Source organism: Polyangium jinanense, assembly GCF_028435265.1.
Classification (GTDB): Bacteria; Myxococcota_A; Polyangia; order Polyangiales; family Polyangiaceae; genus Polyangium; species Polyangium jinanense.
Genome location: NZ_JAGTJK010000029.1, coordinates 16,268 through 28,876, shown reverse-complemented (window position 1 = coordinate 28,876; position 12,609 = coordinate 16,268). Strand labels below are relative to the sequence as shown.

8 protein-coding genes are annotated in these 12,609 nt (G+C 69.1%); 4 read left to right on the top strand and 4 right to left on the bottom strand.

The annotated features are described in order from the left end of the window. Nucleotides 1-65: 65 nt before the first annotated feature. Together KEG38_RS35945 and KEG38_RS35940 are read left to right on the top strand one after the other, a co-directional pair. Nucleotides 66-1,433, top strand: coding sequence for a hypothetical protein (locus KEG38_RS35945; RefSeq protein WP_272424909.1), 1,368 nt, complete (start codon nt 66-68; stop codon nt 1,431-1,433). A 44-nt stretch (nt 1,434-1,477) separates the two neighbouring features. Then, the gene (locus KEG38_RS35940; protein ID WP_272424908.1) at nt 1,478-7,030 is read left to right on the top strand and encodes an Ig-like domain-containing alpha-2-macroglobulin family protein; all 5,553 of its coding nucleotides are present in this window, start codon (nt 1,478-1,480) and stop codon (nt 7,028-7,030) included. Between the two features lie 6 nt (nt 7,031-7,036). Here KEG38_RS35940 and KEG38_RS35935 read toward each other — a convergent pair whose 3' ends face one another. Both KEG38_RS35935 and KEG38_RS35930 read right to left on the bottom strand, forming a co-directional pair. Then, nucleotides 7,037-7,405 (bottom strand): DUF4180 domain-containing protein, encoded by a 369-nt coding sequence (locus KEG38_RS35935; protein ID WP_272424907.1) that lies wholly within the window; start codon nt 7,403-7,405, stop codon nt 7,037-7,039. A 58-nt stretch (nt 7,406-7,463) separates the two neighbouring features. Then, entirely contained in the window at nt 7,464-8,060 is a 597-nt protein-coding gene (locus tag KEG38_RS35930; protein WP_272424906.1) for a hypothetical protein, read from the bottom strand. A 330-nt stretch (nt 8,061-8,390) separates the two neighbouring features. Between KEG38_RS35930 and KEG38_RS35925 the strand changes: the two genes are divergently transcribed. Next, nucleotides 8,391-9,143 (top strand): alpha/beta fold hydrolase, encoded by a 753-nt coding sequence (locus KEG38_RS35925; protein ID WP_272424905.1) that lies wholly within the window; start codon nt 8,391-8,393, stop codon nt 9,141-9,143. Nucleotides 9,144-9,147: 4 nt separating this feature from the next. On the opposite strand, the gene KEG38_RS35920 is transcribed toward KEG38_RS35925, so the two are convergent. Further along, nucleotides 9,148-11,238, bottom strand: a complete 2,091-nt coding sequence (locus tag KEG38_RS35920; protein ID WP_272424904.1) for a PAS domain-containing sensor histidine kinase — start codon at nt 11,236-11,238, stop codon at nt 9,148-9,150. 221 nt (nt 11,239-11,459) lie between these two features. Continuing rightward, complete coding sequence (locus tag KEG38_RS35915; protein ID WP_272424903.1) at nt 11,460-12,140, bottom strand: TetR/AcrR family transcriptional regulator; 681 nt, start codon at nt 12,138-12,140, stop codon at nt 11,460-11,462. Nucleotides 12,141-12,243: 103 nt separating this feature from the next. On the opposite strand from KEG38_RS35915, the gene KEG38_RS35910 reads away from it, so the two are divergent. Beyond that, on the top strand, nt 12,244-12,570 hold the full coding sequence (locus KEG38_RS35910) for an FHA domain-containing protein (protein ID WP_272424902.1): 327 nt from the start codon (nt 12,244-12,246) through the stop codon (nt 12,568-12,570). Nucleotides 12,571-12,609 lie beyond the last annotated feature (39 nt).

The following is a 12,609-nucleotide window of genomic DNA, read 5'->3' as shown; positions in this document are numbered from 1 at the left end:
GCTTCGGGCGCTGGAATCGATCGAACCCCAAGCCCCTCGGCGCCCGCGCGTCCAACGACGCAGCGATGCCCCGTTCTGCCCGCCTCGCGAGCGCTCTCGCCGCGCTCGCCCTGCTTTTTGTCCTCGGGTGCGGCGCGCCGCCCCTCCCGCGCGGAGGCGAGGCCGCCACGCGTGGCCCCGCGATCCCCGCGCCAGACCTCCTCGCAATCGAACCTACGAATCCCGGCGGCCAGACCTCCCTCGTCCTCCTCGAACCCCACCAGGGCGATACCCCGTTTTCCGCGTTCCGGCTCGTCAACAAGAACCCCGACCCCATCCGCGGCGCGCGCCATTGGCCCGGCCTCTTCGGTACGATTGAAAGGCTCGGCCTCGACGACGTTTATCGCGCCTTTCCGCCCCCGCAGGGGTATTGCTTGACCGTCTCCGCAAAGCCCGAGCTCGCGCCCGCTGCGGCGACCATCGTCTCCGAGCTCCCCCTCATGGGTGGCGAGCGCATCCTCCCGCCCGGTCGCTATCGGTTCGTCGTGCCACACCTGCGCGACACGTACCCCGACAAACTCTTCGCGGCCACCCTCGCCTTCGAGGTGCACGGCCTCGATCCGACCGAGAGCGAGGAGCTCGTGCGCCTGCTCGATCGGGACGACGTCCGCGCCTGCCCCCTCGTCGCCTCGTATTTGCTCGACACCATCGAGCGCTCGGCCGCGCCCGAGGCCTTGCCGCGCCTCGAATCGGTCCATGCGGAAACCCTCGACGAGCGGGCGCGCCTCTACGCCGTCCTCGCCCATTTCCCCGAGCACGTCCCCCGCCTCACGCGTATTGCCGCCGGCCCCTCGCCCGGCTCCCTCGCCGCGGCCGTCGTCCTGCTCGAAGAGGGCGCCCGCGGCACCGCGCTCACCGCCGCCATCACGCGCATTGCTCTCTCGCTCGCCGCCCCCGACGAACCCCCGATTCGTGTCATCGACGCCCTCGCCCGCGAGGCCGACGAATGGCCTCCCGAAATCGCCCCGCGCCTCGTCGCACGCCTCCTCGCCACGCGCTCGCCTGAGCTTCGCCTCTCCCTCGCGACGGCCCTCTCCGCGGCCGGCAAGGAGGTCCTCGGAAAGGAAGCGCGCCCGGCCGTGAAAGCCATGCGCGCGGCGGCGCGTGCGAGCGCGGACGCGCGTAGTCGCGAAGCCTTGCTCGACATGGCCGCCGCCCTCGCGGAAAACCTCGGCGACGAGCCCCCGCGTGATCGCCCCGGCCTCGCGCTCAAGGCCATGCCCGAGCTCGGCGGCGCGGCGGACGACCCTTGCCACATCCTCTTCGAATCCCTCCGCCCCCATCCCCTCTTGCGCCATACCCCCGCTGCATGGCCGCATGGCGAACGCGAGCCTTTGCGCACGCGTTTTGGTGCGTCGGGCGTGGAGCTTTACCGTCCTGCCAAAGACGAATGAACCGGGAACCTCGGACCGCCTCGCCTGTCGATCCCCACCTCCCCATGCGTTTGCGCCGCCCCTCGCCTGCCGCCGCCGCGCTCGCCGCCCTTGCCGCCGCCTCCGCGGCCTGTTTTCCCGGCGCGCTTCCGCCGAAACCTCCCGTGGCGCCCGTCCGGGGCGAGCTCGCGCCCCGCGCGGCCCTCGCCCCGCGCGCTCCGGAGGCCGGCCCGCTCCGCGTCGTCTATGCAGGTCCGAGCGGCGAGACCGGCCCGAGCCCCGAGATCACGCTCGTCTTCAGCAAACCCATGCGCGCGATCGGCGCGGATCCGCGCTCGCCCGAGGCCCCCGTCCGGATCACCCCGGCCCTTCCCGGCGCATTCTCCTGGGTCGGATCGAGCGCGCTCCAGTTCGTCCCTGAAAAACCATTTCCTCCCGCGACGGCATTCCGCGTCGAGGTCCCCGCGGACACCCGCGCGCTCGACGGCAGCGCCCTCGAAGCCCCCTTCGTCCTTTCCTTTTCGACCCCGCGGCCCTCCGTCTCCGGCAGCGAGCCCGCGCGCGGCGCGACCGGCATTCGCCCGGACGCGACGATCACGCTCTTCTTCACGCAAGCCGTGAAAGCCGCCGAAATCTCGCGCGCCGTCACGATCGACGCGGGCCGCGGCCCCGTCCCGTATTCGATCGTCGAGGTCACGGACGATCGCGCCGTGCTCGCTCCGCGCGCCCCGCTCCCGCGCGACAAGGACGTCCTCGTGCGCATCGACGCCTCGCTCCGCGGCGCCGAGGGCGAGCTCTCGGCCGGAAAGGCCGAGGAAATCCGATTTCGCACCCTCGGCCCCGCGGGACTCGCCTCGGCGGAGTGCCATCCACACCCCCTCGAAAAAGATCGCTGCGACCCGACCGAGACCACGATCACGCTCAAGTTCGCGACACCCATCTCGGACGAGGTCCTCGAGCGCGCCATCGCCGTCGATCCTCGCCCGGACTCGTTCCATGTGTCCGGCTCCTACGACGACGGCGAATCGAGCCGCGAGGTGTACGTCAACGGGGACTTCGAGCCCGGAAAAACCTATCGCGTGGAGGTCCGCACCCAGGGCGCCGGCCGTGCCTTCCAGGACATCCACGGCCAGCGCCTCCCCGCGAACGTCAGACGCGAGTTTCGTTTCGGCGACCTGCCTGCCGAGCTCATCATCGGCGCGAGGGGCACCTACTGGGTCCCGGATGGAAAACGCATCCTGCCGATTGGCGTGACGAACACCGTCGACGCGACGGTCTCGCTGATTCCTCTCGACAAGGACCAGGTCCTCGCAAAACTCGCGGGAAACCAGGTCCCCCTCGTCTCGCCTTCGCTGACCTTCGCAGCGCCCGCGGGCAAACGCAACGAGGATCGTTGGTCGCGCCTCGTCGTCCAGGACCACTTGCCTCCGGGCGTCACGAGTGGCCCCGTGCTCGTCCGGGCCGGGTTTCGCGGCGCGCCGGAGCAGCCGCCGAAGACGGCCGAACACGAAATGCAATTGACCGACCTCGGCCCGCTGACCAAGATTGCCCCGGACGAGGCGCTCGTCTGGCTCACGCGCCTCTCGAATGCGGCCCCCGTGAAAGGCGCGCGGGTCGAGGTCCACTACGTTCCCCCCGGCGGCCGCCCCTCGCTCCTCGGCGCGGCCGAGGCCGACGACAAGGGCCTCGCGTCCATCCCCTTGCGCATTCCCCCGCGAAAGCCGGGCGAGCGCGAGGCCAAGCTCGCCGTCGTGGCGCGGAGCGGCGACGATTGGATGTACCAATCGCTCTCCGCTCCGCCCGCGCCCGAGCCCGTCGGCCGCCTCTTCTCCGCCCGCGGAATCTATCGGCCCGGCGAACAGGTGGAGCTCAAAGGAGTCCTCCGCGTCCCGGTCACCGCGGGCCTCGACACGCCGCGCGGCCGCGAGGTCACCTTGCGCATTCTCGACCCCGAACGCCGCCCGATCAGCACCACGCGCCACGTGCTCTCCCGCTTCGGCACCTTCGCCACCGTCATGCCCCTCGCCGAGGACGCTCCGCTCGGGCATTATCGCGCCGAGGCCGAGCTCGACGGCGAGCGCATTCACTGGGGATTCTCGGTGGATCATTATCGCCCGGTCGAGAGCAAGGCCGAGGCGCGCCTCGACAAACAGGTCTACGAGCCCGGCGAACGAATGAGCTGCACCGCGCACGGCGAGATGCTCTACGGCGCCCCGATGGCCGGCGGACGCGCGTCGATCGTCGTCACGCGCGGCTCCGGCGAACCGAGCGTCCCGGGCCTCGACGATTACCTGCTCACCGAGCACGACGTGCGGGTGGCCTCGGCGCAGATCGCGCAGGGCACGGGCAAGCTCGACGGCCATGGCGCCTTCTCGCCCGCTGCCCCCCTCGTATTGCCCGGCCAAACAGCCGTCGAGACAGTTACTTGCCGCGTCGAAATCATGGACCTCAACCAGCAGACGCGGTACGCGGAGGACAGCGCCCTCGTCTACCCTGCCAGCGTGCTCGTCGCGCTCTCCGAGGACGACCGATACTGGGTCAAGCCCGGCGACAAGGTCACGCCGCGCGTGCTCGTGGTGACGCCGGCGGGCGAGCGGCGCTCGCACCCGGTGCACCTCGAATTCTCGCGCCGCGCCCGCCGCGACGACAACGCCGTCGAGGACCGCACGGTCGGCACCTGCGACGTCACCAGCGGCGCCGCGCCCGTCGGCTGTGATTTCACGATTCCCACGCAAGTCGCCGGGACCGAATACGAAGTCGAACTCATCGTCCGCGCCACGACGAAGGACGAAAAGGGCCGCCGCGCCGCGGCCTCGTATTCCCTCCACGTCGAGCCCCCGGCCACGACTCCGTCGCCGCCTCCGCCGCCTCCGCCTCCACCGCCGACGCCTCCCTCCGCGGAGCTCGTCCTGCGCCTCGACCGGAGCGAGTATCGGGTCGGACAAACCGCGCGTCTCGTGCTCGAATCACCGCATTCGAAGCCGAACCAAGCGCTCGTCACGTTCGAGCGCGAGGGCTTGCTCTTCCGACGCGTCGTGCCCCTCGCGCCCGCGGGCACGCAAACGATCGTCGACGTCCCCATCACGTTCTCCATGATGCCGAACGCGGCAATCAAGGTCGTCACGCTCTCGGGCACGCGCGAGGAATCCCGCGAGGCTGCGATCGCCGTCAGCCCCGAGGACCGCATGCTCGACGTCGAGGTGCGCCCGAGCAAGCTCCAGGCGGCGCCCGGCGAGACGCTCGACGTCGAGGTCCTCGCGAAGGACGCCGCGGGCAAACCGGTCCAGGCCGAAATCACGTTGTGGGCGGCGGACGAGGGCTCGCTGATGCTCACGTATTACATCACGCCCGAGCCCTTCGAGGCGATTTATGACCCTCGTTATTCGAGCGTCCGGACGAGTGACGTACGCGACGATCTCCTCCGCACGTTCTCGGGCCGCCGCGCGAAGCCGCCCCTGGTCCGCATGGGCGCGACCAGCGTGAGCCCCCGCCGCGGCGATTTCCGACAAACCGTCGCTTTCTTTCCGGACCTCGTCACAGACGCGTCGGGCCGCGTGAAGCGCCGCATCAAGCTGCCCGATGGCCTCACCGCCTATCGATTCATGGCGATGGCCGTGGCGGAGGACGATCGTACGGGCTCGGACGATGCCACCGTCCTCACGTCGAAGCCCCTCATGGCGCGCCCGAGCATCCCGCTGGCCTTGCGCGCGGGGGATCAATTCGAAGCTTCCGTGGTCCTGTCCGCGCTCGACATCCCCGGCGGCAATACCGTCGTGACCGCGAGCGCCGAGGGCCTCACGCCCGCGGGCCCGATGCGGCGCGAGGCCACGGTCGACCCCGAGCACCCGGCCCTCGTGCGTTTTCCCTTCCGCGCCGAGCGCGCCGGAAAAGCGCGCCTCTCGTTCGAGGCGAGCCTGCAAGACGAAACCGACGGCGTCGACCTCAAAACCCAGATTGCCGTGCCCACGACGTTCGAAACCGCTGCCCTCACGGGCGAAACTTCCTCGGCCATTGCCGAGCGCCTCGGGGATCTCGGGGGCCTGCGAAAAGACGTGGGAGGCCTTTCGATATCGCTCGCCTCGACCCCGCTCTCCGGCCTCGCCGCCGGCATCGAGCAGCTCGTCGAATACCCGTACGGATGCACGGAGCAAACCGTGAGCCGCATGGTCCCGCTCCTCGCGCTTCGCGACCTCGCCGATTCCCTCGGCGTGCCGCTCGTGCCTGGACAAACCAGCCCACAAAAGGGCGGCAATGTCGACGCCGCGCTGCGGGAATCGGTGGACCGGCTGCTCACGCACCAGCAAAAGGACGGGAGCTTCGGTCTCTGGCCCGGCTCGTCCGAGGGAGATCCCTACATCACGGCCTATGCGCTCTGGGGACTCGATGAAGCGCGCCGCCGCGGACTGCCCGTGCCTGCAGGCGCCCTCGATCGCGCCGCCCATTCCCTCGCGTCGAGCCTCGCGGCGCCGTTCGCCGAGGCAAACCCTTCTTCGCTCGAACGCGCCGCCTTCGCGCTCGACGTGCTCGCCATGGCCCGGCGCCCTGACGAGAGCCGGATGCGCGCGCTCTTCGGCGAACGCGCGCGCATGCCCCTTCTCGCGCGCGCCCTCCTGCTCCACGCCTTCGCCGTCGCGGGCCGCGGAGGCGGGGACGAAAGCCGCGAGCTCCTCCGCGACCTCGAAACGAACATTCGAATCGACGGCCCCGGTGCGCACGTGGCAAGCGCGTCCGAGGCCAAGGCCCCCTGGCACGAATTCGACTCCAGCGTGCGCACCGACGCCGCGGCCCTGCTCGCGATCGTCGCAACGAACCCCACGCATCCCCTCGCCGCCCGCCTCTCGCGCGGCATCCTCGACGGGCGCGCCGGCGGCGCTTACCGCACGACCCACGAGGCCGCGTGGGCGCTGCTCGCGCTCGACGCGTACCGCAAGAAAAACCCAGCCCCCCTCGATCCCGTGGAGGCACGGGTTTTCCTCGGTGATACGTTGCTCGCGGACGCGCCCCTCGGCGGCGAATCGGGCAAGCTCCGCCGCACCGCCTTCGTCTCCATGTCCGACCTCCTTCGTGGCCGCGGCGCGCCGCTCACGTTCGAGGCTGTGGGCGGAGGCCGCCTCCATTACGAGGCCGTCCTCCGATACGCTCGCGAGGACATGCCCCGCGAGCCGCTTGACGCCGGGTTTTACCTGACAAAATCCTTCCGCCCCGTCGCGGACCTCGGCGGCCCGGTCCTCGCGGCCAGCGCCGCCGCCGAGCGCCGCTTCGATCCCGGGCAGGTCGTGCTTTGCGAAATCGAGGTCGTCACGCGCGAGCCCCGCCGCTTCGTCGTCCTCGAAGACCCGGTCCCCGGCGGTCTCGAACCCATGCGCTTCGCGCACGACGTCGGCGGCCCCTGGCTCGCGAACCTGCAAATGACGCCGGCAGAGCGGCGCGAAATGCGCGGCGACCGCGTCGTTTATTTCATCGACAGGTTGCCCGCCGGCATCACGAGGTTCCGGTATCTCGCCCGCGCGGCCCACGTGGGCCGATTCGTGGCGCCGCCGACGCACATCGAGGAGATGTATGCGCCCGAGACGTTCGGACGTACGGGTGGGACGTACGTGCGAGTGGGAGCAAAATGAGCGTCCTCAGGCGAACGCGTGGATCCATTCCACGGCGGCTTCGCGGGTCTCGAACACCCCGAAATGCTCACCGCGATTCTCCTCGGTGACCATCTCGCCGAAACGGCTGCTATAGCTGACGCTCCCCGGCGGGCATACCACGGCGAGCCGGATCCGATAGTTCCTCAATTTTTGCAGGATATCGCCGGCCACGCGCGAGCTCAGGTCGAAGAAGGCCGCCGGCAGGTTCGCCGTGTAAAGCAGGACGCATCCTGCCCTGCTCCCGAAGCAGGCCTCGATCACACGATCGACGTCCCGCGCGCTCGTCAGGAACGCCTGATTCGGCTGGCCTTCCACGACCGTCACGCCCCCCTCGTCCACGATGTTCGGCTCCATGGCCGCGCATCTAAGCCGAGGGGCTCGGCGCTCGTCAATCACGAAGTCGCGGGCGGCGTTACCGGCAAACGGCCTCCGCCGAGAACGACGCGTCCCAGGTCTTCGGCACGTCGCACGGCGTGGCATAGACGCAGCACTCGCCCGTCTCCGGGTTCTTCGCGTACGTGAGCGCCTGCACGCAAGTCCCGACGACATCGCCCACCCGCGCCTTCGGGCAAGCGCTGTTCACCACGCGAACGCCCTTCGAGGGGAGATCGCCGCTCGAGCCGAGATCACCCTTCGGGGGGAGCATGTGCTCCTTCGTCACTCCGCCTTTGCCGAGGTCGTCGGGCAGCGGCTGTTCGAGATTCTTGCCCTCGATTCCTTTGCCTTCGATTTCCTTGCTCTCTATCTCTTTGCCTTCGATCGACGCCTCGTCCGTTGCGTGGTCGTTGCCCTCGACCGGCACGAACTCGACGTCGCCCTCCAGGGAGATTCCCTTTCCCTTCCCCTCGTCTTGCGAGGGCGCCTGGATATCTCTGCCCTTCTCGGCGCCCGACACGTTCCCCCGACCCAGCGCGAGGTCCTCGTCGTCTCCGCTTCCGAGCGAGCAAGCGGCGACGAGGAGGCCGAAGAAAGGCAGCACCGCGGCACGCGCGACCGTGAATGAACGCATGGGCATTCCCTCCATCCTGGACTTTTTCCGGCTGCCCACGACGGCAACCGCTCCCAGGGATTGCAAAGGAAGGACCACGCAGCGTCGCCGAGAAACCCGTGCGCGGCCGCCTGCTTGCACCGCCGATCAAACGGCCTCGTGCACCTCGAAGGTCACCACGCCATTCTCGAGCTTGCCCTTCGCGAATGCGTCCGTGGCCGCGACTACACACCAAACGATATCGCTCGCGATGTTCCGTCCGACCGACGACGCTTTTATACGAAAAATCGATAGCTAGCAAGCGTTTTCGGCATGCTCTATGCACGTCGCCGGAAGGAGAGGTCTTCGAGCATGAGCGTACCCATCCGCAAAACACATCTTCGCGGCGACATCGAGATCCACGTGGACATCCACGGCGAGGGCGAGCCGCTCGTCCTCCTGCACGGCTTCCTCGGCTGCGGCCGCGATTTTCGTCATCTCGGCGAAACCCTCCACGAAGGGTTCCGCGCCATCGTCCCCGATCTCCCCGGCCACGGCCTTTCGGGAAACCCCCGCGGCACGTTCGTGTTCCGGGAGGTCGCCCGCGACATGTACGCGCTTCTCGACGAGCTCGGCATCGATCGATTCCGCGCCATCGGCGTGAGCGGCGGCGGCAACGTGCTTTTGCACATGGCGACAGAGCAGCCGAGCCGCGTCGAGGCCATGGTGATCGCCGCGGCGACGCCGTACTTTCCCGAGCAGGCGCGCGCCATCATGCGGCAATACACCGTGGAGAGTCGATCCGAGGAAGAATGGCGCGAGATGCGCGAGCGACACGTGCGCGGCGACGAGCAAATCGTGGCGCTCTGGGAGCAGGCCCGCGCGTTCGCCGATCGTTACGATGACCTGAATTTCACGCCGCCGTACCTCGCGACGATCACGGCGCGGACGCTGATCGTCTACGGCGACCGAGATCCATTTTATCCCGTCGAACTCGCCCTCGAAATGTACCGAGCGATCCCCGACGCAAGGCTCTGGGTCGTTCCAGGCCGCGGTCACGGCGCCGCCTTCGAGGAGCGAGAGGCGTTCGTCCGCGTGGCGAGGAGCTTTTTGGGGAAGCAATAGCCGCTCAGGAACGACCCGTGTCCTGCCGGGAGCGAGGGTGCTTCGGGGCCACGACCTTGTGAACCCCGGTCATCTCGGGGCGTACGCTTTGGAAAATGCCCGTGACGAGGTCGCGTGAAGCGGGCGCTTCGCCCATGACCAGCAATTGCACGTCGTCGAACCGCGGCGCTGGCGACGCCTCCACGACGGTCACCTCCGGGGCCTGTTCGACGTGCAAAGGCAGCTCCACCGTGAACGTCGCGCCGAGCCCCTTCCCCGGGCTCTCCGCGATCACGGCGCCGCCATGTGCCTCCACCAGATAACGCACGATCGAGAGGCCGAGGCCGAGCCCGCCATGGCTGCGGGTCGACGAGCTGTCGCCTTGCCGGAACCGTTCGAAGACGTGCGGCAACGTGGTCGGCGAAATGCCCACGCCGTCGTCCTTCACCCAGAGAATCGCCTTGTCGCCGCGGCGGCAACCAATCTCCACCGAACCCCCCGGCGGCGTGAATTTGAGCGCATTGCCGAGCAGGTTCTCGATGACCTGCCGAAGCCGGAGATCGTCGCCGAGGACGGGGAGCGGGCTCTTCGTCTCGAACACGGCATCGAGGCGAATTCCCTTCGCCTCCGCGACCGGGCGCATCGCCCGCACGGCCTGCGTGAGCGGCTGCACGAGGTCGACATCCATGAAATCGAGCTGGAGCGTGCCCGCGATCATGCTCGTCGTGTCCATCAAGTCCTCGATGAGGCGCGCCTGCGTCTGCGCATTCCGCTCGATGGTCTCGAGGGCCTTGCCGCGGCTCGCCTCCGGCACCGAGTCCCGCCGCAGAATGCCGGTCCAGCCGAGGATCGCCGTGAGCGGCGTGCGAAGCTCGTGCGAGATGACGGCCAAGAATTCGTCTTTCAGCCGGCTCGCCTCCTGCACCTCCCGATAAAGCCTGGCGCGGTCGATCGCCATGCCCGCTCGCCGCGCGATCTCCTCGGCGAGGGCGCGCTCCGATTCGGCCACGAATCGCCCAGGCGCGCCGCCGAGGAGCGTCAGGTGGCCGAACGCATGCCCCTGGATCACGAGAGGCACGACGAGGAGCGAATGAATGCCGCGCCCTTCGAGCTCGCGGCGCGTGGCAATGTCGAGGTCGCCGAAGCCGAACGCGCGCCCCAGCGGGACGAGGTCGAGCAAATCATCGACGAACGCGGCCCCGCGCCCGAGCGCCGCGAGGCAATATCGATTGCCGGCCTCCTCCACGTGCATCGTGAACCCGTCGGCGAACGACGGCACGAGCAGCCGCGCCATGGTCGCGAACGTGCTCTCGTACTCCAGCGACGCGCCGAGAATGCCGCTCACCTCGGCGAGGAGCCGCTGCGCCTCCTCCGCTCTCCGCCGCGCCGTGACGTCCCGCGAGATTCCCACGAGCCCGACCACCCGGCCCTCCTCGTCGTACCAGGGCCCCTTCGTCGATTGCCAGTACCGCGTCGTGCCGCTACTGGTGATCGACGAGCATTCGTAGGTCGTCGTGCGGCGCGTGTGGAGGATCTCCCGGTCGCGCCGCGCGATCTCCACGGCGTCCTCCGGCGAAAAGAGCGCGTTGTCGTCCTTGCCGACGACGTCCTCCGGCATGAGGCCGAAGACCCGCGCCCCCGCCGAATTGATCATCACGTACCGGAGGTTCAGATCCTTCACGAAGACGCAATCGTGCGTCCCTTCCGTGACCGCGCGGAGCAGCTCCCGGCTGAGCCGCAGCGCCGAGAGCTCCGCCTCCTCGGCGAGGACCCGGGCGAGCGCCGGGGCACAATGCATGGCCAGCCGGGACAAATATGCTTTGATGGCGGCGTCCCGGCGCAGCCCCTGGAAAGCGACGACGCCGAGCACTCTGTCTCCGACGGCGAGCCGGACGGCCCACCCGTCGCTCCCCGCGATCCGCATCCGCGTGGGCCCCGGCGCGGAGAGCGCGGCGGCGAGCCCGCGCGGGGCCGGATCATTCGTGCCAGGGACGGACAGCTCGTCGGCCACGAGGACGGCGAGCAGGCCGGACGTAGCGCCGAGCGCCCGCGCGCCCTCCGCGGCGACCGCGGCGGCGACCTCCTTCGACCTCCGGCACGCGTGCAAAGCAAACACGAAGGGCGCGAGAGCGGAGTCTGCCCCCGGATTCCAGCGTTTGCCGCGACTGCGCGAATTCCTGGGTGAAGGCAACAACAGATGTTGTCAGACGACGGATTTCCCTTCGAGCCCGCCGGCCCCTGATTGTCGAATCCGGCGTCGCCTGATGAATACAGTGCTCTAGGAAGGACGGCCGCGGGGCGTCGCGTGACGCTCGGTGTGTCCTCACCGTTCGAGGCTCACCGCGCGCGGCACATGCCGGCGAGAAGAGCAGCGAACGAGACTTCGAGCTCCCCGTAAAAATCGACGCGCAGCGGGGCCATTTTCGGCGCGGCCAGCACCTTTTTCATGGCGCCGATCGGGTGCCCCATCGGCCAGAGGCCCGAGACGAGCGCGCCGAGCCGCAGGATCGCCCGCACCCCGCCGCCCTCGGGCAAGGCCGGGAGCGCCGCCTCGAACGCCGCCCCCGCGACGACGATATGCTCGAGCATCCACCGCTGGGAGGCGCGCGCCGCCTCGAGGGAGAGGTTTTTCTCGATGTCGCAAGAATTGATCGCCAGGAGCCTCAGCATGGGCTCGCGCGGCGCGAGCGTGCGCACGACGAGCGCGGCCACGTCGTCCGGCGAGGTATCGCGGGGGAGGCCCCGGAGCGCGGGCATGACCTCGTCGAACCATGCGCCGAGCCCCTGGAGGAAGAGCGCCTGGAAGACTTCTTCCTTCGTGGCGAAATATCGATAAACGCTGCCCTTCGCGAGCCCGGCGCGCTCGGCGACCTCGCCGATCGAGATGTCGTCGAGCGATCGCTCCCGGAAGAGATCCGCGGCGGCCCCGAGGATCGCCTCGCGCCGCTGCTCCTTTTGCTCGGCGCTGTGCGCCCTCTGCCATCCCTCGCCCGCCTGGAGCTTGCTCGTGCTGCGCATGTCTTACAACAACGTAACGGATCCGCGGTCGTAAGCGACGGTCGCTCCGCCGTCAAGCGTGGAAGGGACCGAGGGTCCGTACTCCTCGTGGTAACCTCGACGCATGGCCACGTCGTTCGCGCTCGTCGTCCTCGCAGAGCTGCCCGGGGAGATCGGACGCGTCATCCCGCTCGCGGAAGGCGCCCAGGTCTTCGGACGCACGGAAGGCGCCGATATCCGCCTGCGGTCGGATACCGTCTCGCGAAGGCACGCGCGGATCACCGTGGAGGAAGGGCGCGTCACGATCGAGGACGTCGCGAGCACCTCGGGCACGTTCGTGAACGACGAGCTCTTGCGAGCGTCGCAGGAGATCTTGCCGGGCGCGCGAATCAGGATCGGTCAGATCGTCCTCGAGCTCGTGCGCGCCGAAGACGGAGTCCCGAGGCGTTAGCCGTTACTGGAATGTTACAGCCGGACAGACCGCCCCGCG

Excerpts from the sequence above, each read along its gene's own strand:
- KEG38_RS35945 (WP_272424909.1), top strand. The coding sequence starts at position 66 with ATGCCCCGTTCTGCCCGCCTCGCGAGCGCTCTCGCCGCGCTCGCCCTG.
- KEG38_RS35940 (WP_272424908.1), top strand. The coding sequence starts at position 1,478 with ATGCGTTTGCGCCGCCCCTCGCCTGCCGCCGCCGCGCTCGCCGCCCTT.
- KEG38_RS35935 (WP_272424907.1), bottom strand. The coding sequence starts at position 7,405 with ATGGAGCCGAACATCGTGGACGAGGGGGGCGTGACGGTCGTGGAAGGC.
- KEG38_RS35930 (WP_272424906.1), bottom strand. The coding sequence starts at position 8,060 with ATGCGTTCATTCACGGTCGCGCGTGCCGCGGTGCTGCCTTTCTTCGGC.
- KEG38_RS35925 (WP_272424905.1), top strand. The coding sequence starts at position 8,391 with ATGAGCGTACCCATCCGCAAAACACATCTTCGCGGCGACATCGAGATC.
- KEG38_RS35915 (WP_272424903.1), bottom strand. The coding sequence starts at position 12,140 with ATGCGCAGCACGAGCAAGCTCCAGGCGGGCGAGGGATGGCAGAGGGCG.
- KEG38_RS35910 (WP_272424902.1), top strand. The coding sequence starts at position 12,244 with ATGGCCACGTCGTTCGCGCTCGTCGTCCTCGCAGAGCTGCCCGGGGAG.